This is a genomic window from Kitasatospora sp. NBC_01246 (assembly GCF_036226505.1).
In the GTDB taxonomy this organism is placed as follows: Bacteria; Actinomycetota; Actinomycetes; order Streptomycetales; family Streptomycetaceae; genus Kitasatospora.
Window position 1 is genome coordinate 2,922,578 of record NZ_CP108484.1, and the last position, 25,081, is coordinate 2,947,658.

Annotated in this window: 20 protein-coding genes and 3 tRNA genes; 14 read left to right on the forward strand and 9 right to left on the reverse strand. The window is 73.8% G+C overall.

Features of this window, described 5'->3' with window-relative positions; genetic code table 11:
• Positions 1–155: 155 nt before the first annotated feature.
• The 5 genes from OG618_RS12770 to fabF all read left to right on the forward strand — a co-directional run bounded on the left by OG618_RS12770 (position 156) and on the right by fabF (position 5,151).
• On the forward strand, positions 156–1,352 hold the full coding sequence (locus tag OG618_RS12770) for a PucR family transcriptional regulator (RefSeq protein ID WP_329492090.1): 1,197 nt from the start codon (positions 156–158) through the stop codon (positions 1,350–1,352).
• A 90-nt stretch (positions 1,353–1,442) separates the two neighbouring features.
• On the forward strand, positions 1,443–2,393 hold the full coding sequence (locus OG618_RS12775) for an ACP S-malonyltransferase (protein ID WP_329487498.1): 951 nt from the start codon (positions 1,443–1,445) through the stop codon (positions 2,391–2,393).
• Positions 2,390–3,421, forward strand: coding sequence for a beta-ketoacyl-ACP synthase III (locus OG618_RS12780; RefSeq protein WP_329487499.1), 1,032 nt, complete (start codon positions 2,390–2,392; stop codon positions 3,419–3,421). Before OG618_RS12775 ends, OG618_RS12780 begins: the two co-directional genes overlap by 4 nt.
• 80 nt (positions 3,422–3,501) lie before the next feature.
• Positions 3,502–3,744, forward strand: a complete 243-nt coding sequence (locus tag OG618_RS12785) for an acyl carrier protein (protein WP_329487501.1) — start codon at positions 3,502–3,504, stop codon at positions 3,742–3,744.
• A gap of 141 nt (positions 3,745–3,885) precedes the next feature.
• Positions 3,886–5,151, forward strand: coding sequence for a beta-ketoacyl-ACP synthase II (gene fabF / locus OG618_RS12790; RefSeq protein WP_329487502.1), 1,266 nt, complete (start codon positions 3,886–3,888; stop codon positions 5,149–5,151).
• Positions 5,152–5,280: 129 nt separating this feature from the next.
• Here the strand turns inward: fabF and OG618_RS12795 are convergent, their stop codons facing one another.
• Positions 5,281–5,775, reverse strand: a complete 495-nt coding sequence (locus tag OG618_RS12795) for a DUF3145 domain-containing protein (RefSeq protein ID WP_329487504.1) — start codon at positions 5,773–5,775, stop codon at positions 5,281–5,283.
• Between the two features lie 355 nt (positions 5,776–6,130).
• Positions 6,131–7,156, reverse strand: coding sequence for an NADP-dependent oxidoreductase (locus OG618_RS12800; RefSeq protein WP_329487506.1), 1,026 nt, complete (start codon positions 7,154–7,156; stop codon positions 6,131–6,133).
• Between the two features lie 127 nt (positions 7,157–7,283).
• Between OG618_RS12800 and OG618_RS12805 the strand changes: the two genes are divergently transcribed.
• Positions 7,284–7,748 carry a MarR family winged helix-turn-helix transcriptional regulator gene (locus tag OG618_RS12805; RefSeq protein ID WP_329487507.1) on the forward strand — a complete coding sequence of 155 codons (465 nt, stop codon included), beginning with the start codon at positions 7,284–7,286 and terminating at the stop codon, positions 7,746–7,748.
• Between the two features lie 171 nt (positions 7,749–7,919).
• The gene (locus OG618_RS12810) at positions 7,920–9,473 is read left to right on the forward strand and encodes an LCP family protein (RefSeq protein WP_329487508.1); all 1,554 of its coding nucleotides are present in this window, start codon (positions 7,920–7,922) and stop codon (positions 9,471–9,473) included.
• A gap of 114 nt (positions 9,474–9,587) precedes the next feature.
• Here the strand turns inward: OG618_RS12810 and OG618_RS12815 are convergent, their stop codons facing one another.
• Positions 9,588–10,523, reverse strand: a complete 936-nt coding sequence (locus OG618_RS12815; protein WP_329487510.1) for a 1-aminocyclopropane-1-carboxylate deaminase/D-cysteine desulfhydrase — start codon at positions 10,521–10,523, stop codon at positions 9,588–9,590.
• Between the two features lie 241 nt (positions 10,524–10,764).
• On the opposite strand from OG618_RS12815, the gene OG618_RS12820 reads away from it, so the two are divergent.
• Positions 10,765–12,816, forward strand: coding sequence for a hypothetical protein (locus OG618_RS12820; RefSeq protein WP_329487512.1), 2,052 nt, complete (start codon positions 10,765–10,767; stop codon positions 12,814–12,816).
• Positions 12,817–13,010: 194 nt separating this feature from the next.
• Here OG618_RS12820 and OG618_RS12825 read toward each other — a convergent pair.
• Positions 13,011–13,084 (reverse strand) — tRNA-Ile (locus tag OG618_RS12825).
• Positions 13,085–13,276: 192 nt separating this feature from the next.
• Here OG618_RS12825 and OG618_RS12830 point away from each other — a divergent pair.
• Positions 13,277–14,122: a trypsin-like serine peptidase gene (locus OG618_RS12830; RefSeq protein ID WP_329487514.1), complete on the forward strand. Its 846-nt coding sequence runs from the start codon at positions 13,277–13,279 to the stop codon at positions 14,120–14,122.
• Between the two features lie 103 nt (positions 14,123–14,225).
• Positions 14,226–14,969, forward strand: a complete 744-nt coding sequence (locus tag OG618_RS12835; RefSeq protein ID WP_329487515.1) for a trypsin-like serine peptidase — start codon at positions 14,226–14,228, stop codon at positions 14,967–14,969.
• Positions 14,970–15,103: 134 nt separating this feature from the next.
• On the opposite strand, the gene OG618_RS12840 is transcribed toward OG618_RS12835, so the two are convergent.
• A tRNA-Asn gene (locus OG618_RS12840) sits at positions 15,104–15,176 on the reverse strand.
• Positions 15,177–15,237: 61 nt separating this feature from the next.
• Positions 15,238–15,310: transfer RNA gene (locus OG618_RS12845), tRNA-Asn, on the reverse strand.
• A gap of 218 nt (positions 15,311–15,528) precedes the next feature.
• Here OG618_RS12845 and OG618_RS12850 point away from each other — a divergent pair.
• The 4 genes from OG618_RS12850 (at position 15,529) to OG618_RS12865 (ending at position 20,387) form a co-directional block, all read left to right on the forward strand.
• A complete protein-coding gene (locus OG618_RS12850) occupies positions 15,529–15,852 on the forward strand; it encodes a hypothetical protein (RefSeq protein WP_329487516.1) in 324 nt (107 codons plus the stop codon).
• Between the two features lie 107 nt (positions 15,853–15,959).
• A complete protein-coding gene (locus OG618_RS12855) occupies positions 15,960–17,393 on the forward strand; it encodes an FGGY family carbohydrate kinase (RefSeq protein ID WP_329487518.1) in 1,434 nt (477 codons plus the stop codon).
• Positions 17,394–17,510: 117 nt separating this feature from the next.
• Positions 17,511–18,914 (forward strand): glutamate decarboxylase, encoded by a 1,404-nt coding sequence (locus OG618_RS12860; protein WP_329487519.1) that lies wholly within the window; start codon positions 17,511–17,513, stop codon positions 18,912–18,914.
• Positions 18,915–19,328: 414 nt separating this feature from the next.
• Positions 19,329–20,387 carry a helix-turn-helix domain-containing protein gene (locus tag OG618_RS12865; RefSeq protein ID WP_329487520.1) on the forward strand — a complete coding sequence of 353 codons (1,059 nt, stop codon included), beginning with the start codon at positions 19,329–19,331 and terminating at the stop codon, positions 20,385–20,387.
• Here OG618_RS12865 and OG618_RS12870 read toward each other — a convergent pair.
• From OG618_RS12870 to OG618_RS12880, 3 genes are all read right to left on the reverse strand, one after another.
• Positions 20,384–21,556 (reverse strand): RNA polymerase sigma factor, encoded by a 1,173-nt coding sequence (locus OG618_RS12870; RefSeq protein WP_329487522.1) that lies wholly within the window; start codon positions 21,554–21,556, stop codon positions 20,384–20,386. The two genes, OG618_RS12865 and OG618_RS12870, sit on opposite strands and share 4 nt — an antisense overlap.
• Before the next feature lie 174 nt (positions 21,557–21,730).
• Positions 21,731–23,638: a DNA primase gene (dnaG, locus tag OG618_RS12875; RefSeq protein ID WP_329487524.1), complete on the reverse strand. Its 1,908-nt coding sequence runs from the start codon at positions 23,636–23,638 to the stop codon at positions 21,731–21,733.
• A gap of 53 nt (positions 23,639–23,691) precedes the next feature.
• The gene (locus OG618_RS12880; protein ID WP_329487526.1) at positions 23,692–25,002 is read right to left on the reverse strand and encodes a deoxyguanosinetriphosphate triphosphohydrolase; all 1,311 of its coding nucleotides are present in this window, start codon (positions 25,000–25,002) and stop codon (positions 23,692–23,694) included.
• Positions 25,003–25,081: the final 79 nt, after the last annotated feature.

Below are 25,081 nucleotides of genomic sequence, written 5' to 3' on the forward strand. Positions count from 1 at the left end.
CTGTGCACGAGCAGTCACTCCGGTGAGGCAGTCTTGTCCTTGTGCCAGCCGCCTCCGCGAACTCCAAGAACGATCCGACCGCCAAGCCCGACAAGAACGGGAAGAGCCCGACGCCCGGCTCCGGGCGGGACCGGCCCGGGCGGGCGGCGCCACGCCTGACCGCGCAGGAGCGCAGACTCGCGGCCGACCGGGCCGAACGGCGGGTCGCGACGCTGAAGCGGCTGGAGAAGTCCTCGGGCAAGCTGGCCACCGCCGCGATCGCGCGGATGGACGACCAGCTCGGCTGGTACCGGCGGATGCCCCCGGAGCACCGCTCCTGGATCGGCCTGGTCGCCCAGGCCGGCATCGCCGCCTTCACCGAGTGGTACCGCCACCCCGACGCCCCGCAGGCGATCTCCACCGACGTCTTCGGCACCGCGCCGCGCGAGCTGACCCGGGCGATCACGCTGCGCCAGACCGTCGAGCTGATCCGCACCACCATCGAGGTGATGGAGGAGGCCATCGAGGAGGTGGCCTCGCCCGGCGACGAGGCGGACATGCGCGAGTCCGTCCTGGTCTACGCCCGGGAGATCGCCTTCGCGACCGCCCAGGTGTACGCCCAGGCCGCCGAGGCTCGCGGGGCCTGGGACGCCCGGCTGGAGGCGCTGGTCGTCAACTCGCTGCTGTCCGGCGACGCGGACGAGGGCGTGCTGTCGCGGGCCGCCGCGCTCGGCTGGGGCCAGCCGAGCCAGGTCCGGGTGGTCATGGGCAGCGCGCCGGACGGCGACAGCGAGCTGGTGGTCGAGGCGATCCGCCGGGCCGCCCGCTACGCCAAGCTGCACGTCCTGACCGGGGTGCTGGGCAAGCGCCTGGTGGTGGTGGTCGGTGGCGAGAAGGAGCCGGTGCACGCGGCCCGGGCGCTGATCGGCCAGTTCGCGCCGGGGCCGGTGGTGGTCGGTCCGACCGTGCCCGACCTGCTGTCGGCGACCCGCTCGGCGCACGCCGCCGCGGCCGGCCTGCGGGCCTGCGCCGCCTGGCCCGACGCCCCGCGCCCGGCCCTGGCCGACGACCTGCTGCCCGAACGGGCGCTCGCCGGCGACCAGGCGGCGCGCCGTCAGCTGGTGGAGGAGATCTACACACCGCTCGACGAGGCCGGTTCGGCACTGCTGGAGACCTTGAGTGTCTACCTGGAGCAGGCCTCCTCCCTGGAGGGAGCCGCCCGGATGCTCTTCGTTCACCCCAACACGGTGCGCTACCGGCTCCGACGTGTGACAGACGTCACGGGCTACGCTCCCTCCGACGTACGTTCGGCCTTCACGCTGCGTATCGCACTGGCGCTGGGCCGACTCGCCGCAGCCGGGGAGCAGAGTTGACCCCGATGTAGGGAACTGACAATCCCGGATGCTTTTCTTCGTTACCGTCGCCTACCCGCCCCCGGGCGCCTGGCGAGAGAGGGTTGAACCGTGCTCGTAATCGTCGCCCCTGGACAGGGTGCCCAGTCCCCCGGTTTCCTCAGCCCCTGGCTGGAGCTCGACGGCGTCGCCGACCGCCTGCGCGGCTGGTCGGAGGTCGCCGGGCTCGACCTGGTGCACGCCGGCACAGAGGCGTCCGCCGAGGAGATCAAGGACACCGCCGTCGCCCAGCCGCTGCTGGTCGCGGCCGGTCTGGTGACCGCCCGCGCGCTGTTCCCGGACGAGGACCGCGCCCGTGCGCTGGTCGGTGCCGTGGCCGGTCACAGCGTCGGTGAGATCACCGCCGCCGCCGGCGCCGGGGTGCTGTCCGCCCACGACGCGCTGACCTTCGTCCGCGAACGCAGTCTGGCGATGGCCGAGGCCGCCGCCGCCACCGAGACCGGCATGCTCGCCGTGCTCGGCGGCGACCCCGAGGTCGTCGCCGCCAAGCTGGCGGAGCACGGCCTGACCCCGGCCAACAACAACGGCGGGGGCCAGATCGTCGCGGCCGGCACGCTGGCCCAGCTGGAGGCCCTGAAGGCCGACCCGCCGCCGGTCTCCCGGCTGATCGGGCTCAAGGTCGCCGGCGCGTTCCACACCGAGCACATGGCGCCCGGTGTCGAGCGGCTGGCGAAGCTCGCCCCGACCCTGACGGTCGCGAACCCGGAGGTCACCTACGTGTCCAACCGGGACGGCGAGGTCGTGACGGACGGCACCGAGGTGCTGGACCGGCTGGTCTCGCAGGTCTCCAACCCGGTCCGCTGGGACCTCTGCATGGAGACCCTGCAGCGGCTGGGCGCGACCGCGGTCATCGAGCTCGCGCCTGCGGGTACCCTCACCGGACTGGTCAAGCGCAACCTCAAGGGTGTGGCGACGCTTGCCCTCAAGACCCCCGCCGATCTGGACAAGGCCCGTGACCTCGTCGCGGAGCACGGCGGTCAGGATCAGGAGAACAAGGCATGAGCCAGCCCCAGATCAAGCCCGTCACCGGTGCCCGCTACTCGCGCATCCACGGCGTCGGCGGCTACCGCCCGGTCCGGGTGATCCCCAACTCCGAGGTCCTGAACTGGATCGACTCCTCGGACGAGTGGATCCGCACCCGCAGCGGGATCGCCGAGCGGCGCTGGGCCGGCCCGGAGGAGACCGTCGCCGAGATGTCGGTGCAGGCCGCCGGCAAGGCCATCGCGCAGGCCGGGATCAGCCCGGAGCAGATCGGCGGCGTGATCGTCGCCACCGTCTCGCACCTCAAGCAGACCCCCGCGATCGCCACCGAGATCGCCGAGCGGCTGGGCTGCGGCACCGCCCCGGCCTTCGACATCTCGGCCGCCTGCGCCGGCTTCGGCTACGGCCTGGGCCTGGCCGACGGCATGATCCGCGGCGGCAGCGCCGGGTACGTACTGGTGATCGGCGTGGAGCGGCTCAGCGACCTGACCGACCAGTCGGACCGCTCGACCGCCTTCATCTTCGGTGACGGCGCCGGTGCCGCGATCGTCGGCCCGTCCGACACGCCCGGTATCGGCAAGGTCATCTGGGGCTCGGACGGCTCCCAGAAGGACGTCATCTCGCAGACCCAGGCCTGGGACACCGCCTTCGCCAAGGAGGACGCCGTCAACGGCGCCGGCGAGGAGATCAAGTGGCCGGCCCTGCGCATGGAGGGCCAGTCGGTCTTCCGCTGGGCGGTCTGGGAGATGGCCAAGGTGGCCCAGCAGGCGCTCGACGCCGCCGGGATCACCACCGACCAGCTGGGCGCGTTCATCCCCCACCAGGCCAACATGCGCATCACCGATGCCATGATCAAGGCGCTGAAGCTGCCCGAATCGGTGCCCGTCGCACGCGACATCACCGAGACCGGCAACACCTCCGCGGCCTCCATCCCGCTGGCGATGGAACGCATGCTGGAAAGCGGTGAGGCCCGCAGCGGGGACCTCGCGCTGATCATCGGGTTCGGGGCGGGTCTGGTCTACGCGGCAGCAGTCGTTACGCTCCCCTAGGCAACTTTCGCCCCAACCCATCCACAAGCCTGCGTCCGTCCGCCGGGCGGCGCATTCAACACCGAAGAGGAGCAGCCAGTATGGCTACCAAGGACGAGGTCCTGGAAGGTCTCGCTGAGATCGTCAACGAGATCGCCGGCATCCCGACCGAGGACGTCGAGGTCGACAAGTCCTTCACCGATGACCTGGACGTCGACTCGCTCTCCATGGTCGAGGTCGTCGTGGCCGCCGAGGAGCGCTTCGACGTGAAGATCCCGGACGACGAGGTCAAGAACCTGAAGACCGTCGGCGACGCGGTGGACTACATCCTCGCCAACGCCTGAGCGTTCGACTCGTTCGACGCCTGACGTCGGCCGCCTCCAGCAGGCGGCCGACACGCCGGCCGGGACGCCCCACCGGGCGCCCGGCCGGGCCATCCACGGCTCGCCGCCGCCCCCCGCACAAACGTGAGAGAAGAAGATCCAGTGACCGCTGAAAACCGTACCGTGGTCGTCACGGGTATCGGCGCCTTCACGCCGCTGGGCGGCGACGCCGCCACCACCTGGGAGAACCTGGTCGCCGGGCGCTCCGGAGTGGCTGCCCTGACCGAGGAGTGGGCCACCGAGCTGCCCGTCCGGATCGCCGCGCGCACCGCGGTCGAGCCGGGCGAGGTCCTCCCCCGTCCGCTGGCCCGCCGGCTGGACCGCTCGGCGCAGTTCGCGCTGATCGCGGCCCGCGAGGCGTGGGCCGACGCCGGCTACGAGACGCCGGCCACCGACGAGTCCTCCAAGCTCGCGCCGGAGCGCCTGGGCGCCGTGATCGCCTCGGGCATCGGCGGTGTCACCACCCTGCTCGACCAGTACGACGTGCTGAAGGACAAGGGCGCCCGCAAGGTCTCCCCGCACACCGTGCCGATGCTGATGCCGAACTCCCCGGCGGCCAACGTCGGCCTGGAGGTCGGCGCCCGGGCCGGTGTGCACACCCCCGTCTCCGCCTGCGCCTCCGGCGCCGAGGCGATCGGCTACGCGATCGAGATGATCCGCAGCGGCCGCGCCGACGTCGTGGTGGCCGGTGGTACCGAGGCCGCGATCCACCCGCTGCCGATCGCCGCGTTCGCCAACATGATGGCGATGTCCAAGAACAACGACGACCCCGAGGGCGCCTCCCGCCCGTACGACAAGGGCCGCGACGGCTTCGTGCTCGGCGAGGGCGCGGGCGTGGTCGTGCTGGAGTCGGTCGAGCACGCCGAGGCCCGCGGCGCCCGGATCTACTGCGAGGCGGTGGGTCAGGGCCTCTCCTCGGACGCCCACCACATCGCCCAGCCCGAGCCCACCGGTGCCGGTGTGGCCCGTGCGCTGGCCGACCTGTTCGAGCGCAACCCGCTCGACAAGGCCGAGATCGTGCACGTCAACGCGCACGCCACCTCGACCCCGCAGGGCGACACGGCCGAGCTGAAGGCGCTGCGCAAGGAGCTCGGCGAGCACCTCGACCACATCGCCGTCTCGGCGACCAAGTCGATGACCGGCCACCTGCTGGGCGGCGCCGGCGGCATCGAGACCGTCGCCACCGTACTGGCCCTGTACAACCGGATCGCCCCGCCGACCATCAACGTCGGCGAGCTGGACGACGACGTGGACGCGGACATCGTCCGGGACGAGCCGCGCAAGCTGCCCGAGGGCCGGATCGCCGCGCTGAACAACTCGTTCGGCTTCGGCGGCCACAACGTGGTGCTGGCCTTCCGCACCGTCTGAGGCCCGCTCCGACGCCCATGACGAAGGGGCCGGCGCTCGTGACGAGCGCCGGCCCCTTCGTCATGGTCCGGGCCGGACGGCTCCGGCCCGGACCACCTGGCTCGGACCATCTGGCTCAGAGCACCTGCCTCAGACCACCTGGTGCAGCCAGCGCACCGGGGCGCCCTCGCCGGCGTAGCGGAAGGGCTCCAGTTCGTCGTCCCAGGGCTTGCCGAGCAGCCGGGCGATCTCCGCCTCCAGGTCGGCCCCCTCGCTGCGGGCCCGCAGCAGGACGGCGCGGAGCCGGTCCTCGGGGATCAGGATGTCGCCGTGGATGCCCGTGACGGCGTGGAAGATGCCGAGCGCGGGTGTGCTGCTGTACCGCTCGCCCTCCGCCGTGGCGCAGGGCTCGCTGGTGACTTCGTACCGCATCAACTGCCAGCCGCGCAGCGCGGAGGCGAGCTTCGAGGCCGTACCGGTCTCTCCCTGCCAGGAGAGCTCGGCCCGCCAGTGCCCGGGCGCGGCCGGCTGGCGGATCCAGTCCAGACTCACCCGCACACCGAGCACCCCCGCGACGGCCCACTCGACGTGCGGGCACAGCGCGCGGGGCGCGGAGTGGACGTACAGGACTCCACGTGTCGTCACCGGGACCTCCAGGCTGTGGACGAGGGTCGCCTTCCCCAGCTGCCTCGCGTTCGCGCCTGTAGTTGATCCACAGTTACCCACGTTAGCCGACATTAAGCCACTAAATTGAGCAAAACGGACAGGCTTTCGCTCAATGCTAATCGAATCCCCAAGGAGGTCCACCCCTCGGTGGGATCTCTCCCCCGAACGGCCCCATCGTCAGGCGGGACCACCGTACCGCGCCGTCCCGCACCATGACTGACGCACTTTCGGATCGGGCCGGAATGCGGTAGTGCGGCCCGCTTCCCTGCGCCCGGTACGCAAACCGCCCCGCGCCCGGGGAGGGCGGCGGGGCGGTCGACGGGCCGATCCGGCGTCAGCCGTTCAGGCGGACCACCATCTTGCCGGTGTTGGCGCCGCGCAGCAGGTCCAGGAAGGCCTCCGCGGTGTTCTCGAAGCCGTCCACCACGGTCTGCTCCTCGCGCAGCTTCCCCTCCCGCAGCCAGCCGCCGACCTCGGCGACGAACTGCGGCTGGAGGGCCGCGTGGTCGCGCACCAGCATGCCCTCCAGGCGCAGCCGCTTGCCGATCGCCTGCGCCAGGTTGCGCGGGCCCGCCGGGGCGGTGGTGTCGTTGTACTGGGCGATCGCGCCGCAGAGCACCGCGCGGCCGTGCACGCCGAGCGCGCCGATCGCGGCCTCCAGGTGGTCGCCGCCGACGTTGTCGAAGTAGAGGTCGATGCCCTCCGGGGCGGCCTTGGCGAGCTGCTCGTGAACCGGGCCGTCCTTGTAGTTGAACGCGGCGTCGAAGCCGAAGTCCTCGACCAGCCGGGCGACCTTCTCCGCCGAGCCGGCCGAGCCGACCACCAGCGAGGCGCCCTTGAGCCGGGCGATCTGGCCGACGATCGAGCCCACCGCGCCGGCCGCGCCGGAGACGAAGACCCGGTCGCCCTCCTTGAGGCCGCCGACCGCGAGCAGGCCCGCGTAGGCGGTCAGACCGGTCATGCCGAGGACGCCGAGGTAGGTGGAGAGCGGTGCGGCGGCCGGGTCGACCTTCACCGCCTGCTCGGCGGGCAGGGTGGCGTACTCGCGCCAGCCCAGGCCGTGCAGCACGGCGTCGCCCGGGGCGAAGCCCTCGGCCGCGGAGGCGACCACGTAGCCGACCGCGCCGCCGTCCATCGGCGCGCCGAGCCGGAACGGCGGGGCGTAGGACTTCACGTCGTTCATCCGGCCGCGCATGTAGGGGTCGACCGAGAGGTAGGCGTTGCGCACCAGGATCTCGCCGGGGCCCGGGGTCCGGACCGGTGCCTCGACCAGGGCGAAGTCCGTCGGGACCGGCCAGCCCTGCGGGCGGGCGGCGAGGTGCCATTCGCGGGCGGTGGCGGGCGCTTCCTGCGTTGCCATCGGTGGTGCTCCTTGAGGTGTCTGGGTGGTCCCCCGGTGATGCCGCGCGACCTGAAAGGTTGAGCGACTGAAGTAACGATGGACATGAAAGGTTCAGGTTGTCAACTGTTCAGGTAGACTGTCACCCATGGACACCCAGCCGACCGGGGCCGCCACGCCGCAGCCCGACGAGATCACCCGTGAGGTCGTCGACCTGATGGCCAATCTGGTCGCGCTCTTCCACCGCGAGTACGAGGAGGCCGCCGCCGCCCGCTCGCTCACCGGCGCCCAGGCCAAGGTCCTCGCCCTGCTGCGGCGCGGACCGATGCCGATGCGCCACATCGCCCAGACGCTCAGCTGCGAGCCCTCCAACATCACCGGCATCGTCGACCGCCTGGAGTCGCGCGGCTTCGTGACCAGGGAGGCCGACCGGCAGGACCGCCGGGTCAAGCTCGTCGCCGCCACCGAGACCGGCTCCGCCGCGTCCGAAGAGCTGCGCGAGTCGCTGAACTTCGCCCGCGAACCGCTGGCCGCGCTCGGCCCGGACGAGCGGACGGCGCTGCGCGACCTGCTCCGCCGGATGCTGGCGGGAGCCTCCGGCCCCGGCGCGTGAGAAGCGGCCGGGTGAGAAGCATCACAGGCCCCGGGGCCGATCCGGCCGAATTGGCCGCCCGTCGGCTGTAACCGAACCCTCCCCCGAAACGTCTAACGTTCGAGATTCGCACGGGCCTGCCCATGGGCCGGTGCGTGCGGGGACGACATCAGGAGACGGGGGGCCCGGGGGATGAGCAGCAGCTCGCGCCGGCGGCGCATCGTGAAGACCGCCGTGGGCCTCGCCGCCGTTCTCGTGCTGTCGGTGGCGGGGGCCGGGGCGTGGTTCTACCACCGGCTGGACAGCAACATCACCACCTTCGACGCGGGCGGCGTCGCGACCGAGCGGCCGCCGGCCCCCGTCCCGGTCACCCCGGGCGCGTCCGTCCCGGTCAACGTCCTGGTGCTCGGCTCGGACACCCGCACCGACGGCAACGCCGACCTCGGCGGCGGCGAGGAGGGCGTCGGCCACTCGGACACCGCGATCCTGCTGCACGTCTACGCGGACCACAAGCACGCCGTCGGCGTCTCGATCCCCCGCGACGCGCTGGTGACCATCCCGGCCTGCAAGCTGCCCAGCGGCCGGTGGACCGAGCCCCGGACCAACCAGATGTTCAACTCGGCGTTCACCATAGGCGAGTTCCCCCAGGGGAACCCCGCCTGCACGCAGAACACGGTCGAGGCGCTCACCGGCCTGCGGGTGGACCACACCATCGTGGTCGACTTCAAGGGCGTCGCCGCGATGACCGAGGCGATCAACGGCGTGGACGTCTGCGTCCCGAACGACGTGAACTCGCACAACATCAAGCTCAGGAAGGGGCTGCAGAAGCTCTCCGGGCAGCCCGCGGTCGACTACCTGCGGGCGCGGTACGGCTTCGGCGACAACTCCGACATCGGGCGGATGAAGCGCCAGCAGGCCTTCCTCTCCGCGATGATCAGCAAGATCCAGGGACTCGGCTTCTCGCTGCCGACCCTGCTCCCGCTGGCCGACGCCGCCACCCGCTCGCTCACCGTGGACGAGGGCCTGGGCACCGCGATGAAGCTGGTGGACTTCGCCCAGTCGCTGCAGGGCATCAAGCTCTCCGACATCACCTTCGTCACCACCCCCTGGCGCTTCTCCGGCGAACGGGTCGCGCTGGTCCACCCCGACGTGGACACCCTCTGGAAGCTGCTGCGCGAGGACCGCACCCTGGACGGGCAGAGCACCGGCCAGGCGGCCGACCCGGCCGCCGCCCCGCCCTCCCCCTCCGCCGCCCCGGACGCCTCGCCCACCGCGCTCTCGCCCGAGCAGTCGGCCGTACCGATCACCGTGGTCAACGGGGTCGGCACCCCGGGGCTGGCCGGGAAGGGCGCCGAGGCGGTCCGCACCAAGGGCTTCCAGAACATCACCCTGGACGCCACCGGCGGCAGCCGGCTGCGCACCGAGATCGCGTACGACCCGGCCTTCAGGACCGCCGCCGACCAGCTGGCGCTGGTCTTCCCGCAGGCCCGGTCCGTCGAGGAGCCGGGCGCCGGGGGCATCGTCATCACGCTCGGCCGCGACTACCACCCCGCCGCGGCCACCGGGCCCGTCCCGGGCACCCCCGGTGTCGCGGGTGCCCCGGGTGCCCCGGCCGGGCCGGCGGCCGACCGGACGGCCGCACCGGGCGCCGCCGCCACCGGCACCCCGACCGGCGTCCCCACCGGCATCGCCGAGAACGCCCGCGGGGCCGACACCGACCCCTGCGCCAACCTGACCTTCGGCTAGGGAGCGGCGGCGTCGGGGTCCGCGCGGCGCGGGCGGAGGAGATCCGTGCGATGGCGACACCTCCCGCCGGAAGGCCGGGGACGCGTGGTCGCACCAGCGGGCGTCCCGGGCCCGTCAGGTCGGCGAGGGCCGGCCCTGCTGCGGGTCGGGCAGGCCGGTGACCACCGCGGTCAGCCGGGTGCCGGCCGGGAAGGCACCGGCGGCGGCCAGCTCCGTCAGGGCGGCGAGCAGCTTGGCGACGTAGCGGTGCTCCAGCGCGATCCCGTGGCGCCGCTCGAAGTCCTCGGCGAAGGCGGCGAGCGCGGCCGGCACCTTGCCGTAGCCGCCGCCGTGGTGGTCGTGGTCGATCCGCCAGTTGTCGAACTCGCGGCCGTACGCGGCCCGGTGCAGCCGGGCGACCTCGCCCTCCAGGTAGCCGGCGCCGCCGCGCAGCACCGCCACGCCGAGCGCCCGCGCGCCGGGCGGCAGTCCGGCCGCGATCCCGGCGAGGGTGCCGCCGGTGCCGACCGGGCAGCAGACCACGTCCCGTGCGCCGAGGTCGGGCAGCTCCGCCGGGACGGCCGCCGCGCCGATCGCCGCCAAGGCGTTGGAGCCGCCCTCCGGCAGGACCAGGCACGGGCCCCAGCGCCGGCGCAGAGCGGCCTCGACCCCGGTGTCGGCCGCCCATCGGCCGGCCGTCTCCCGGTAGGCCGACCGCGGCAGGAACTCCAGCCGCATGCCCGCCGCCTCGGCCGCCCGCAGCGACCAGTTGCGCGGGGCGCCGGCCAGTTCCTCGCCCCGCACCAGCCCGACGCTCTCCAGCCCGAGTGCGCCGGCCGCCACCGCCACCGCCCGCAGATGGGTCGAGTAGGCGCCGCCGAAGGTCAGCAGCCGGGTGTGCCCCTGCTCCACGGCGGCCGCCAGGTTGGGTGCGAGCTTGCGCCACTTGTTGCCGGGCACCGTGGGGTGCAGCAGGTCGTCGCGCTTGAGCCGGAGCTCCACCCCGGCCCGCGCCAACGCCTCGTCGGTGCAGTCCGTCAGCGGGGTCGGCAGCAGTGCGGGTTCGAGCATCGGGCCAGGATACGGAGCCGACGGCGACGCCCCTGCGGCCGCGGGCCGGACGGGACAGCGGTCCGGCCGGGGCGCGGGGGTCGCTCGCCCGGGCCTCCCCGGTGCGCTGAGCACACGCACCATGGCTCACACTAGTGCTGGCACGGATATTCATACTTACTGCTCAATATTCTCAACTTTTCATCATGTCCATGGGGGATAGATGTCGATCGCGACGCCCGTCAGATCTGTGGAGGATCCGGTGACGACGGGACAGGGTTCCGCCGGGGGTGGACGGTTCCGCGTTCCGCGGGACCGCCGCCGCCCGGACTCCCGGCAGCTCTGGTTCGCCGCCGCCCTCCTCGGGCTCCCGCCGGTCCTCCACCTGGCCTCGGCCGACCTCGTGACCTTCACACTCGTCTGGTTCGCCGCCGCGTCGCTGATCCGCTCCCGGGCCTCCGCCTTCGACCGGCTGATGATCTCCGGCGCCGTGCTGATCGGCTGGACCTGCGCGCTCGGCCTGCTGGCCGGCTACTGGCCCTGGGGCCTGCACCCGGTGGCACTGGCGGAGGCCACCGCCCTCCCGCTGGCCGCGCTCCGGCTGGTCCGCCCTCCGGAAGCGCCCACCGGCCCGCAGCCGCTGCGCGCCCGGCTGCGCCGCGTCGTCCCGGTCCGCGACCGCCCGGTGCTCCTCGGCGCCGCGGCGGCCGCCGTGTTCCTCTTCTACCCACTGCTGCGGCGGGACGCCGTCGGCCGCCTCGGTACCGTCCTGGAGGCCGAGGACCTCGGCCGCCACGCGGCCCTCTACGACACCATCCTGCGCCTGGGCGGTCTCGCCTCCCTGCAGCGGGACGCGGCGTTCGACACCGTGACGCTGGGCCTCGGCACCTACCCGCAGGGCAGCCACCTGACGCTGGCGGTGGTGACCAGCTTCCTGCACGGGGGCACCGAGCGGGGGGCGCCGCTCGCCCAGGCGTCGCTGTTCGTCACACTCTTCACCCTGGTCACGGCCGCGCTGGCGGCAGCCGTCCTGTGGGCGGTGCGCCGCGCCGCCGGGCCCGCGCTGCGCGGCTGGCGGGGGCTGGCGCTCGCCGTCCCGGCCACCGCCTACCTGATCGTCGCCGAGCTGCCCCGTCTGCACGGCCGCGGCTTCCTGAGCGAGCTCTTCGCCCTCGGTCTGCTCGCGATCCTGGTCGGCCTGGCGATCCGCCCGCTCGACCGCACCCGCGAGCAGGTCGCCGTGCTGGCCGCGCTGACGGTCGGCGTCTCCTTCGGCCACTACCTGCTGCTCCCGGCGGCCGCCGCCACGGTGCTCGCCTGGGCCGTGGTGAACCGGCGCGGCTGGCTCCGGCACTGGGCGACCGTGCTGCCGGTCGCCCTGCTCGGCGGCGCGCTCGCGCTGTTCCCGCCGTACGTCAACCACCAGTCGGCCGGCTCCGCGGACGTCCTGACGCTGCCCGGCGGCATCGGCCCGGTCAGCCGGCACCTCCTGCTGCCGCTCGTGGTGGCCGCGTTCGCCGCCCTGCTGACGCGCGGCGCGCGCGCCAACCGGCCGCGCCGGGTGGCCCTGCTCTCGCTCACCGCGGTCTCGCTGCTCTGCTTCGGCGTGATGGAGTACCAGCTGGCCACCGTCGGCGTGACGTCCTACTTCTACGAGAAGATGCTCCACCAACTGCTGGTGGTCGGGCTGATCTGCTTCGCCGCCGCGCTGCTGCCGATGCTCGGCCGCCGGGCGCTGGCCGGGCAGCACCCCGGTACGACGGGCGGAACGGGCGCCGCCCGGCTCCGCTCGGGCGCGGCCGTGGCGGCCGTGGCGGGCTGCCTGACCTTCACCGTCGTCAGCAACGCCCAGCCGGACGGCGGGCGGACCGGCTGGGCGGGCAGCGCCGGCCGGGACCTGCTGCGCGGCGAGGCGGCCCGCCCCGGCGTGGCCGAGCGGGTCGCCGTGATCGAGGCGAGCGGCGCCGGGGACGGCCGGGTGGCGGTCTCCCTCGCCGGGAGCCGCGCCTGGGGCGAGACGGTGGAGGACTGGGGATCGGCCGAGGACAACCTCTGGCTCGGCGTGCTCAACCGTGACCAGGGCCGCTCCTGGCGGGCCTGGGAGTGGGCGCTGCACCGCCGCAGCGCCCAGGACGTGCTGGACTTCGCGGCCACCTCCCCGGAGCCGCTGAGGTTCTTCGTCGACGACTCCTCCCAGCTGCTCGCCGACCTCCGGGTCCTGACCGCCGGGGGCAAGCACCCGGAGCTGGCCGTCTCCGTGCTCCGCAAGGACGGCGACGGCGACCTGGTCGTGGAGCCGGCCCGGCTCGGCTGACGGCGGAGGGGCCGCCACGGCCGACAGCGGAACGCCCCCGGGCGGCCCATGGGCCGCCCGTGGGCGTCAACGTGGCTTCGAAGCGGCCCTATTCGGGTGATTCCCGGCCTGTCGGTACAGTCGCCGCCGTCGCCGGTCACTAGAGTTCGTGCAGATGACCACACCTGGTCAAGCCCGGTCGTCCGGGCGAAAGGTGGGGCGGGTGGGACTCGAACCCACGACCAAGGGATTATGAGTCCCCTGCTCTAACCGGCTGAGCTACCGCCCCGGTTCGCCGCGCGCGCCGGTGACCCGGTCACGGCAGCAGCAGACGGCCCCGGAAGGCCGTCCCGGGCAGCATAGCCGGTCGATCACCCGTGGTGCGCGCCGGGGGCGCACATGGGTGCGCCCGGCCACTCACGCCTCCCCGGCCGGAGCAGCCCCGCTGGCGGGCCCGTGGCGGCCCCGGGAGCCTGGGCGGATGACGGTACGTGAGCTGGCGGCGGCCGGCGCCGCGCTGGCGGTCCTGGCGGCGGCGGGCTGCACCACGGCGGCGGGCCCCGGCGGCGCCACCCCGACGGTGAGCTCCCACCCTGCCACGGCCCCCGCGGACAGCCACGGCTGGAGCAGCGAGCGGCTGCGCGGCGCGCTCGCCCGGCACACCGGCGTCACCCGCACCGCCAAGCCCACCGTGCTCAACGGCCTGGTCGGCGCCGTCTTCACGCGCAACGCGGACGGCGACCACTTCTGCACCGCCAGCGTGGTCGACAGCGCCGGGCTGAACCTGATCGTCACCGCCGCGCACTGCGTCTGGGACCCGAAGCTCGGTCAGCGCGGCGACCTGGTCTTCGTCCCCGGCTACCGGGACGGCGAGACCCCGAGCGGCGTCTGGCCCCTGCTGGCCGTCACCGTCGACCAGGCCTGGAAGGACGGCGCCGACCCGGACGTGGACGTCGCCTTCGCCGTGGTCCAGCCGCAGGGCGGCCTGCAGGTGCAGCAGGTGCTCGGCGCCAACCGGCTGGGCGTCGACCGCGGCCACCGGCTGCCGGTGAAGGTGACCGGCTACCCCGGCACCAGCGACGTCCCGATCACCTGTAGCAACACCACCTCCGAACAGAGCCCCTCCCAGCTGCGGATCGACTGCCCGGACTGGACCGGCGGCACCAGCGGCAGCCCCTGGGTGACGGATTTCGACCCGGACACCCGGACCGGGACCGTGGTCGGCGTGATCGGCGGCTACCAGGAGGGCGGCAACAGCCCCGACACCTCGTACAGCTGCTACTTCGGCGACCGCGTGCGGGCCCTCTACGACCGGGCCACGGGCTGACCGGGCCGGGCTGGCGTCGCCGCGCCCGGCCTGGTAGATCTTCCTCACGAACGGCGGACCGCAGGACCGGCAGGGCCCGCCCCGAGCACGAGACGGAGCCCCGATGGACTCCCGCCCGGTACGGCCCGCGCGCGCGGCCCAGGCGGCCGCCCTGGCGGCCCTGCTGCTGGCCGGCGCCGCCTGCGGCGGGAGCGACCGGGCGCCGACCGCCGAGGTGGCGCCGCGGAGCCCGGTGGGCGACCGGATCGGCACCCTCTCGGTGCGGACCCCGCAGGGCCCGCGGGCCTGTACGGCGAGCGTGGTGCAGAGCCCCGGGCGCAATCTGCTGGTGACCGCCGCGCACTGCGTGCAGAGCCGCCGGATCGGCCTGCTGGACGGCCTGGTGTTCACCCCTGGCTATCGCAACGGGTACTCGCCGTACGGGAGTTGGCCGGTCGAGTCGATCACCGTGGATCCGCGTTGGGCCTCCGACGACGACCCCGAGTACGACGTGGCCTTCGTCACCCTGCGGGGGGCGGGCGGGCGGGACATCGAGGACGCGGTCGGCGGCAACCCGCTCGGCACCGGCCAGGGCTTCGGCCTCGCCGTCTCGGTGACCGGTTATCCCAATGGAAGCGATGAACCGATCACCTGTTCGGCACATACCCGCTCACAGAGTCCGACCCAGGAGCGCTTCGACTGCGGCGGCTACACCGACGGCACCAGCGGGAGCCCCTGGGTCACCACGACCGGTGCGGTGGTCGGCGTGATCGGCGGCTACCAGGAGGGCGGCGAGACGCCCGGCACCTCGTACAGCGTCACCTTCGACGAGCGGGTCGCCGAGCTGTACCGGCAAGCCACCGCCTGACCCCGACTGCCCCGATCCGGCCCGGTCGGGGCGGGTCGGGGCGGGGCGGGTCGGGGCGGGTCGGGGAAACACGAAGGCCCCCCGGTGACCGGGGGGCCTTCGCTCTGAGCACTCACCGGGCGGGCCCGGTGAAGCTCCCGCATTTGGACTCGAACCAAAAACCTGCCGGTTAACAGCCGGCTGCTCTGCCAATTGAGCTATGCGGGATCGCGGTGGACCACAGTCGCACCACGGCCAGGACGGCCGACCCGAAGGCCCGCCACCTGAGCTCCCCCAATTGGACTCGAACCAATAACCTGCCGATTAACAGTCGGCTGCTCTGCCAATTGAGCTATGGGGGATCGAGCTTCCGCTTCGGCCCCCGGTTCCCCGGGCTCCTCGGCGCTCGCTGCGGGACATACATTAGCGCACTCGGGGGGGTGGTCCGCCAATCGCTTTCCCCGGCCGCCCCGGCGGACCCCCTGCCCGGCGTGCCCCGCGCGCGCCCGGCGCGGCACCCGGGGATGCTGGGGAGCGCGGACGGTTCGCCGCCCCGCTGAACGGGTAGAGCATTGCGGCAATGGCCGCCAGGAGAGGGTGGAATCCGATCATGTGGAAGCTGTCGTTGACCGTGGGACTCGCGGCGGGCTACATCCTGGGCTCGCGGGCCGGGCGCCAGCGGTACGAACAGATCGCCAAGGCCACCCGGCAGGTGGCCCGGAACCCCAAGGTGCAGGGCGCGGCCGACAAGGCCAAGCAACAGGCCGGCGCGGTGGCCGGGAAGGCGGCGGGTGCCGTCGCCGACAAGGTCGGCGACAAGCTGCCGAACGCCGTCACCGACCGGGTGTCGTACTTCAACCGCACCCGGGTCGAGGACGACAGCTGGGGTACCTTCCGCCCGTGACCGGGCGGTGACGGCGGGGCGGCCGGGACGGCTCCGGAGCGGTACCGAACGAGCAACACTTACCGGGCCTGGCAGCGTCCGGACGTGCGCTGAGGCATGATCTCGACATGGCCATCGTCGCGGGGATAGACAGCTCGACCGGTCGCACCCGGATCGTCGCGTGCGACAGCGAGACCGGCGCGGTGCTGCGGTCCGGCAAGGCGCCGCACCCCGTGCCGCAGGCGGCCGACCTGCGGGCCGGTGAGGCCGACCCGCAGGTCTGGCTGCACTCGCTGGGGGACGCCGCCGCCGGTGGTCTGCTGGAGGGCGTCCGGGCGATCGGCGTCAGCGCCCAGCAGCACGGCATGATCGGCCTGGACGCGGGCGGCGTCCTGGTCCGCCCCGCGATCCTCTGGAACGACCCGCGCTCCAGCGGCGCCGCCGCCGCGCTGCTGGACGCGCTCGGCGGCCCGGCGGCCTGGACGGCGGCGATCGGGGCCGTCCCCGGTCCGATGTACACCATCGCCAAGCTGCGCTGGCTGGCCGAGTTCGAACCGGCCAACGCCCGCCGGGTGGCCGAGGTGCTGCTGCCGCACGACTGGCTGGTCTGGCAACTGCTCGGCCACCCCAAGCGGCGCACCACCGACCGGGGCGACGCCTCCGGCACCGGCTACTGGTCGCCGATCACCGGTGAGTACCGGCAGGACCTGGTGGAGCTCGCGCTCGGCCACGAGCTGAGGCTGCCCGACGTGCTCGGCCCCGCCGAACCCGCCGGGCACACCCCCGAGGGCCTGCTGATCTCGGCCGGCACCGGCGACAACATGGCCGCCGCGCTCGGGCTAGGCCTGCGGCCCGGCGACGCGGTGGTCTCGCTGGGCAGCTCCGGGACGATCTTCGCGGTGAACGAGCAGGCCGTGGTGGACGCCACCGGGCTGGTCTCCTCCTTCGCCGACGCCACCGGCCGCCACCTGCCGATGGTCGCCACCCTGAACGCCGCCCAGGTGCTCCGCTCCACGGCGGCGATGCTCGGCTGCGACCTGGACGGCCTCAGCGACCTGGCCCTGCGCTCCTCCCCCGGCGCGTACGGCCTGGTGCTGCTGCCCTACCTGGACGGCGAGCGGACGCCCGCGCTGCCCCACGCGGCCGGCACCCTGACCGGGCTCCGGGCCGAGTCGATGACCCCCGAGCACCTGGCCCGGGCCGCCGTCGAGGGCATGCTCTGCAACATCGCGGACGCGCTGGACGTGCTGCGCGCCCAGGGCGTCGGGGTGAAGCGGGTCTTCCTGCTGGGCGCCACCGGGCGGCTGCCGGCCGTGCGGCAGATCGCCCCGCAGCTGTTCGGCATCCCGGTCGTGGTGCCGCCGCCGGGTGCCCACGCGGCGCGCGGCGCGGCCCGGCAGGCCGCCTGGGCGCTGGCCGGCACCCCCGAACCGCCGCACTGGGAGCTTCCGGAGGCCGTCACCGTCACACCGGACGCCGAGCAGGACCTGCCGGTCGGCTCGGCGGTCCGTCAGCAGTACCGCGCCGCCCGCGAGCAGATCCACCCGGAGACGGCCGCCTGATCCGCCCGGCGGCCCCCGGGAGCGGGCGTGCCGCGCCGCCGTGGAGATGCGCCTTCCGGTGGCCGGTGGCAGCGTGAGGAGCGACGCGGTCACCGGAGCGAAGGGCGACAGGACCACATGGCGCTGCACAAGGGGACCGGCGACGACCGCCGGCTGTCCGTCAATCCGTTCGTCGGCTCCGCCGACCCGCTGAGCGCGATGGAGCTGGCCCCACCGCTGCACCGCCTCTCCGACGGCCCGGTGGCGGCCGACACGGCGTACCAGCTGATCCACGACGAGCTGATGCTGGACGGGAACGCCAAGCTCAACCTGGCGACCTTCGTCACCACGTCGATGGAGGTCCAGGCCACCCGGCTGATGACCGAGTGCCTCGACAAGAACATGATCGACAAGGACGAGTACCCGCAGACCGCCGAGCTGGAGCGGCGCTGCGTGGCGATCCTCGCCGACCTCTGGCACGCGCCCGACCCGAGCGCCGCGGTCGGCTGCTCCACCACCGGCTCCAGCGAGGCCTGCATGCTGGCCGGCCTCGCCCTCAAGCGGCGCTGGATGAAGCGCAACGCCGACCGGTACGCGGCCGGCGCCCGCCCGAACCTGGTGATGGGCGTCAACGTCCAGGTCTGCTGGGAGAAGTTCTGCACCTTCTGGGAGGTCGAGGCCCGCCTCGTGCCGATGGCCGGCGAGCGCTTCCACCTCGGCACGGAGGAGGCGCTGGCGCTCTGCGACGAGGACACCATCGGGGTGGTGGCCGTGCTCGGATCGACCTTCGACGGCTCCTACGAGCCGGTGGCGGAGGTCAGCGCCGCCCTCGACGCGCTGCAGCAGCGCACCGGGCTGGACATCCCGGTCCACGTGGACGGCGCCTCCGGCGCCATGGTCGCGCCCTTCCTGGACCCCGAGCTGGTCTGGGACTTCCGGCTGCCGCGGGTCGCCTCGATCAACACCTCCGGCCACAAGTACGGCCTGGTCTACCCCGGGGTCGGCTGGGCGCTCTGGCGGGACCACGACTCGCTGCCCGAGGAGCTGGTGTTCCGGGTCAACTACCTCGGCGGGGAGATGCCGACCTTCGCGCTGAACTTCTCCCGCCCCGGCGCGGAGGTGATCGCGCAGTACTACACCTTCCTGCGACTGGGCCGCAGCGGCTTCACGGCCGTCCAGGGAGCCTGCCGGGAGGTCGCGGTCTACCTGGCCGGGCAGATCGAGGCGCTCGGCGACTTCCGGCTGCTGACCCGGGGCGACGAACTGCCGGTCTTCGCCTTCACCACCTCCGAGGAGGTGACCTTCGACGTGTTCGACGTCTCGCGGAGACTGCGCGAGCGCGGCTGGCAGGTACCGGCGTACACCTTCCCCGCCGACCGGGAGGACCTCTCGGTGCTCCGGGTGGTCTGCCGCAACGGCTTCTCCCGGGACCTGGCCGACCTGCTGCTCGCCGACCTCGACCGGCTGCTGCCGGAGCTGCGGAGCCAGCCCCGCCCGCTCAAGGAGTACGGCGTGCCGCCCAGGACGGCCTTCCACCACTGACACCGGCTCGGCCGAGGCGGGCGCCGGCGGGCCCGTGACCACGGCGGGGGAGGGCGCACAGAAGCGCCCTCCCCCGCCGTACGTCCCTCGGACGGGGCAGCCTCCCCCCGCGAGGCTGCCATGTCCGGTGGGGGATCGGGACGTCGGGGACCGGCCTGGAAAGCAGGGTCCGGACGAAACATCCGGACCGCGAAACGCACCGGTGAGAGAACTCTGCATGACGACCAGGCACCTGCTCGAGCGTCAGCCGGGGTTGTGAGACACTTCCGTCCGTCTCAGGGCCAGGACCTGGTGTTTGGGACAACATGCCGATGAGGTTGGAGACACGGGAGCGGCCCCCACGGCCCGGGCCGGAGCCCCTTCAGGCCCTTCCGGCGCCTCCGCCGCCCGCCTCCGATGTTGGGACTGACCGAAATGGGCTCCGCCTGGAAGCAACTGCCGGACGACCTCTCCGTGCCCGCGAGGCGCCTGACGGAGGAGCTCCGTGCGGTCAAGGACGCCACCGGGTTCTCGCTCTCCGAGCTCGCCTCCCGGACCCACTACAGCCGGGCCTCCTGGGAACGCTGGCTGAACGGCAAGCGGGTCATCACCGAGCAGGCGCTCGACGCCCTGATCAGGGCGGTCGAGTGCGACGGCCCCGCGCTGCGGGCGCTCTGGGAGCAGACCGCGGCGGGTGCGCGGGACGCGGCCGGCACCGACGGCGTGCCGGCGGACACGGAGGCGCAGGCGTACCCGGCCCCGGACGGCCCGGCGGTCCAGGACCCGGCGGTGGAAGGGGCCGGGGCGGACCCGGACCCGGAGCCGGAGGCGGAACCCGCGGAGCCCGACGGCGCCGAACCGGTGGTCGAGGACCGGCCGGACCTGGCGCCGTCCGTCCGCTGGTGGCGGCGGCCGGTCGCCCTGGTCGGCTGCGCGGCCGCGGTGGCCGCCCTGATGGTGCTGGCCGGGGTCCACTACACCCGCGGCGACGGCGCCGAACCGGCCGCCGTCGCACAGGTCACCGGGGCCGGGACGGCCACGGCCACCCCGACCGCGCGGACCGCCCCGACCGAGTCGTCCTGCCAGGCGATGGGCTGCTCGCACAAGGATCCCAAGGCGACCGGCTGCGGCGCCGACGCCCGCACCCTGCTGACCGGCAACATCGGCAAGGTGGTGATCTACCTCCGCTACAGCCAGCGCTGCCAGGCTGCCTGGGCCGCCATCACCGAGGGCGCGCCGGACGACTGGGCGACCATCACCAGCAGCGGCGGCGAGACCGAGACGGCGCTGATCCACTGGGGGTACGACAACTACTCGGCGATGGTGAACGCGGCGGACCCGAACGCCACCTTCCGGGTCTGCGGCCACCAGCCGGCCGGGGACGCCTGCACGGCGGGCGTCTCGGGGCTGGCCGAGATGATCGCCTCGACCCCGATCCCGATCGGCCCGGCCTCGCCGCCGGCCACCCCCGCCGCCCCGGTGCCCAGCTCCTAGTCGAGGTAGCCGCGGAGCTGCTCGGCGAAGGCGTGCTCCCGGAGCTTGACGAGGGTCTTGGACTCGATCTGGCGGATCCGCTCCCTGGTCACGCCGAACAGCACGCCGATCTCCTCCAGGGTCCGCGGGCGGCCGTCGTCCAGGCCGTAGCGGAGCTGGACGACCTGGCGCTCGCGGTCCCCCAGCGTGGCCAGCACCGCCTCCAGGTGCTGGCGCAGCAGCAGGAAGGTGGCGGACTCGGCCGGGGAGGCCGCGTCCGCGTCCTCGATCAGGTCGCCGAGCGCGACGTCGTCCTCCTCGCCGACCGGGGTGTGCAGCGAGATCGGCTCCTGGGCCAGCCGGAGCAGCTCGCGCACCCGGGCCTCGGTCAGCTCCAGGGCGACGGCGATCTCGGCCGGGCCCGGCTCGGTCCCGCTCTCCTGGAGCAGCGCGCGCTGCACCCGGATGACCCGGTTGATCAGCTCGACCACGTGCACCGGCACCCGGATCGTCCGCGCCTGGTCGGCCAGCGCCCGGCTCATCGCCTGGCGGATCCACCAGGTCGCGTAGGTCGAGAACTTGTACCCGCGGGCGTAGTCGAACTTCTCCACCGCCCGGATCAGGCCGAGGTTGCCCTCCTGGACCAGGTCCAGCATGGTGAGGCCGCGGCCGACGTAGCGCTTGGCGACCGAGACCACCAGACGCAGGTTGGCCTCGATCAGCCGCCGTTTGGCGATCCGCCCGGTCACCACCAGGGTGTCCAGCTCCCCGGCCAGCGGGTCGGGCGGCGGCGGCTCGCGGTTGAGCCGCTCCTCCGCGAACAGGCCGGCCTCGATCCGGCGGGCCAGCTCCACCTCCTCGGCGGCGTTCAGCAGCCGGATCCGGCCGATCTCGCGCAGGTACTGGCGGAAGAGGTCCGCCGCCGGGCCGGTGGCGCCCGCCGGGCCGGGGTCGGGCTCGGCGTCGAGGTCCGGCTCGGCCGCGGACCCCGGCTCCGCCGCCCGACCGGCGGCGGGCACGGTATCGGGATCGGGGTCGGCGGCCCCGGGGTGGCCCTCCGGGAGGCCCTGCGCGGGCACCCGGGCACCGTCGGCGGGCGGCGGGCCGGCCCGGCCGTGGTCGTCGTCGTGGGGGGCGAGCGGATCGGTGGTCGGGCGGGCGGTCGCGGCTAGGCCTTGGTCCACGGGCATCCCTCGGGGCGGGCGCGACTCTGGCGGACCCGCGCGCTGGACGGAGGTGGGACGCCCTCCAGTGTGCGGTACGCCACGCTTCGTGGCCGAGACTCGTGCGCGGACTTTCTCCGGCGGGCCGCGAGGGCCGCTCCTCCGGGAGGCACCCGCGCCGGCGCCGGACCGGACCCGGCGTCAGAGCGCGGCGGCGCCCCGGCTGCGCAGGCTCTGCCCGTACTGCTGGAGCTGCCACAGCTCGGTCTGCACCGCGTGCAGTTCCTCGGCGGAGGCCCGGGTGCCGAGCCGCTGGAGGTGCCCGCGGACCTCCTCGACGCGGCGGTCGACCGCCAGTAGCCGCAGCTTGACCAGGAACTCCCCGGCGTAGATCGCGTCCACCTTGCGGCGCGAGCGCACCGGTTCGACGATCAGCTCGGTGACCAGCGAACGGACCCGGTCGTCCGGGGCCGCCTCGCGGACCGTGCTGGTGAAGTCGGCCAGGGTGGCCCCGTACGCGGCGCCGCCGGCCTGGCCGATGGCGCGGCGCACGGCGGTGTACGGCGGCGTGGGGAACTCGTCCTCGCCGTAGTGGTCGAAGGCCGGGCTGACCAGGTCCGGGTGCTGCAGGGCCAGCTTGAGCAGCTCGCGCTCGACGAACTGGGCCGGGTCCCGCGGGTTGAGCCGGAAGGCCGGCGGGGCGGAGCGGACCGGCTGGCCCTGCTCGGGGCGGCGCTGCTGGCCGTTGGCGCGCGGGTTCTGCTGGCGCTCGCGCTCCCAGCGGGCCAGCTGGGAGATCCGGCGGACCACGAACTGCTCGTCCAGGATGCCGAGCATGCCGGCCAGCCGGACGGCGTACTCGTGCTGGATCGAGCGGTCCTTGATCTTGGCGACGATCGGCGCGGCCTCCTCCAGGGCCGCCGAGCGGCCCTCCGGGTTCTCCACCCGGTGCCGGGCGACGGCCGAGCGCAGCGCGAACTCGAACAGCGGGACGGGGTTGTCGATCAGCTCCCGGACCGCCTCGTCGCCCTTGGCCAGGCGCAGGTCGCACGGGTCCATGCCGCCGGGGCTGACCGCGATGGAGGTCTTGGCGGCGAACTTCTGGTCGTCCTCGAAGGCCCGCAGGGCGGCCTTCTGGCCGGCCGCGTCGCCGTCGAAGGTGAAGACCGTCTCGCCGCGGTACTGGGAGGTGTCCATCAGCAGCCGACGGATGATCTTGATGTGGTCCTCGGCGAAGGCGGTGCCGCAGGTGGCCACCGCCGTGGTGACCCCGGCCAGGTGGCAGGCCATCACGTCGGTGTAGCCCTCGACCACCACCGCCCGGCCCGACTTGGCGATCTCCTTCTTCGCCAGGTCGATGCCGTACAGCACGTGGGACTTCTTGTAGATCGGCGTCTCGGGCGTGTTGAGGTACTTCGGGCCGTTGTCGTCCTCGCGCAGCCGGCGGGCGCCGAAGCCGACCGTCTCGCCGGCGATGTCGCGGATCGGCCAGACCAGCCGGCCCCGGAAGCGGTCGATCAGGCCGCCGCGCTGGCCCTGCGAGGCCAGGCCGCCGAGCAGGATCTCCTTGTCGCTGAAGCCCTTGCCGCGCAGGTAGCGGACCAGGTTCTCCCAGCCGGCCGGGGCGTAGCCGACGCCGAAGGTCGCCGCCGCCGCCTCGTCGAAACCGCGCTCGGCGAGGAAGCGCCGCCCGATCTCGGCCTCCGGCGAGCCGAGCTGCTCCCGGAACCAGGCGGCGGCCACCTTGTGCGCCTCGACCAGCCGGGTGCGCTCGCCCTGCTGGTGGCGGGGGCTGTAGCCACCCTCCTCGTAGCGGAGCGTGATGTTGGCCTGGGCGGCCATCCGCTCGACGGCCTCGGCGAAGGTGAAGTGCTCGATCTTCATCAGGAAGGCGATGGTGTCGCCGTTCTCCTGGCAGCCGAAGCAGTGGAAGACGCCCTTGGCGGGGTTCACGTAGAAGGAGGCGGACTTCTCGTCGTGGAACGGGCAGACGCCCTTGTACTCGCCACCGCCACCGTTGGTGAGCTGTACGTAGTCGCCGACCACCACGTCGATCGGCAGTGCGCTCCGCACCGCCTGTACGTCTTCGTCCCTGATCCGCCCGGCCACCCCGGAAGTCTACTGGGGCGGCGCGGGTTACCGACCGCGCCGGGGCGACCTCCTCACGACCGGGGCGGCCCCACCAGTCGGGCGTGCAGCGCCAGGGCGGAGGCGTCGGTGAGGGTGGCGATCTGGTCGATCACCGCACGGAGGGCGCCGCGGTCGTCCTCCGCCTCGCGGTAGAGGGTGGCGAAGACCGGGTCCAGGCCCTCGGGCGCCCGCTCGGCGAGGACGTGGGCCAGCTCGGCGATCACGATCCGCTGGCGGGCCCGGAGCTGGGCCTGCTCGTCGCGCTGCATCACGAAGCGCACCGCGACGGCCTTGAGCACCGCGCACTCCAGCCGGACGTCCCGCGGCACCACCAGCTCGGCCGCGTACCGGCTGAGCCGGCCGGGGCCGTAGCGGGCCCGGGTGGCCTGCTCGGCGGCCAGGCAGAAGCGGCCGATCAGCTGGCTGGTGAGGTCCTTCAGCCCGGCCCGGGCGCGGGCCGAGCCGTCGTAGGCGCTGGGCCACCACTCCTGGCCGAGCAGCCGGTCCAGCGCGGCGGCCAGCTCCTCGGGCTCGGCGTCCGGCGCGTAGCGCTCGGCCACCTTGAACAGCTCGGCGCGCTCGCTCGGGGCGCGCAGCACGGCCGGCTCGATGTGGCCGGCCTGGAGGCCGTCCTCGACGTCATGGGTGGAGTAGGCGACGTCGTCGGACCAGTCCATCACGGTGGCCTCGAAGCACTTGCGCCCCGGCGGGGTGCCGGCCCGCAGCCAGCGGAACACCGGCAGGTCGTCGGCGTAGACGCCGTACTTGGACGAGGCCGGGTCGACCGGGTGCGCGCCGTACGTCCAGGGGTACTTGGTGGCGGCGTCCAGCGCGGCCCGGGTCAGGTTGAGGCCGACGCTGCGGCCGGGCCAGGGGGCGAGCCGGGCGGGCTGCTCGTCCTGCGGGGCGAAGCGCTTGGGCTCCAGGCGGGTCAGGATGCGCAGCGACTGCGCGTTGCCCTCGAAGCCGCCGCAGGCCTCGGCGGCCTGGTCGAGGGCCTCCTCGCCGGTGTGGCCGAACGGCGGGTGGCCGATGTCGTGGGCCAGGCAGGCGGTCTCGACGAGGTCCGGGTCGCAGCCGAGGGCGGCGCCCAACTCCCGCCCGACCTGGGCGCATTCGAGCGAGTGGGTGAGCCTGGTCCGGGGGAAGTCACTGCGCATCGGGGCAACGACCTGGGTGGTGCCGGCGAGTCGGCGCAGGGCTGCGGAGTGCAGCACGCGGGCGCGGTCGCGCTGGAAGGCCGTCCGGCCCGGACGCTTGTCCGGCTCGGGCACCCAGCGGGCCTCGGCGGCGTGGTCGTACGGGAACGGGGCGTCGGGGAGGCGGTGTGCAGTGTCGTCCATATGCCAATCACCGTACGCCGCCGCTCCGACAGCCGGGATGTGCGGCGCGCGAAGGGGTGCGGGCCGGGACGTGAACCCT

Coding starts and splice junctions, on each gene's coding strand:
- OG618_RS12780 (WP_329487499.1), top strand. CDS start 2,390: ATGAGCCAGCCCCAGATCAAGCCCGTCACCGGTGCCCGCTACTCGCGC.
- OG618_RS12785 (WP_329487501.1), top strand. CDS start 3,502: ATGGCTACCAAGGACGAGGTCCTGGAAGGTCTCGCTGAGATCGTCAAC.
- OG618_RS12800 (WP_329487506.1), bottom strand. CDS start 7,156: ATGGCAACGCAGGAAGCGCCCGCCACCGCCCGCGAATGGCACCTCGCC.
- OG618_RS12805 (WP_329487507.1), top strand. CDS start 7,284: ATGGACACCCAGCCGACCGGGGCCGCCACGCCGCAGCCCGACGAGATC.
- OG618_RS12810 (WP_329487508.1), top strand. CDS start 7,920: ATGAGCAGCAGCTCGCGCCGGCGGCGCATCGTGAAGACCGCCGTGGGC.
- OG618_RS12815 (WP_329487510.1), bottom strand. CDS start 10,523: ATGCTCGAACCCGCACTGCTGCCGACCCCGCTGACGGACTGCACCGAC.
- OG618_RS12830 (WP_329487514.1), top strand. CDS start 13,277: ATGACGGTACGTGAGCTGGCGGCGGCCGGCGCCGCGCTGGCGGTCCTG.
- OG618_RS12835 (WP_329487515.1), top strand. CDS start 14,226: ATGGACTCCCGCCCGGTACGGCCCGCGCGCGCGGCCCAGGCGGCCGCC.
- OG618_RS12850 (WP_329487516.1), top strand. CDS start 15,529: ATGGCCGCCAGGAGAGGGTGGAATCCGATCATGTGGAAGCTGTCGTTG.
- OG618_RS12855 (WP_329487518.1), top strand. CDS start 15,960: ATGGCCATCGTCGCGGGGATAGACAGCTCGACCGGTCGCACCCGGATC.
- OG618_RS12860 (WP_329487519.1), top strand. CDS start 17,511: ATGGCGCTGCACAAGGGGACCGGCGACGACCGCCGGCTGTCCGTCAAT.
- OG618_RS12865 (WP_329487520.1), top strand. CDS start 19,329: ATGGGCTCCGCCTGGAAGCAACTGCCGGACGACCTCTCCGTGCCCGCG.
- OG618_RS12870 (WP_329487522.1), bottom strand. CDS start 21,556: ATGCCCGTGGACCAAGGCCTAGCCGCGACCGCCCGCCCGACCACCGAT.
- OG618_RS12880 (WP_329487526.1), bottom strand. CDS start 25,002: ATGGACGACACTGCACACCGCCTCCCCGACGCCCCGTTCCCGTACGAC.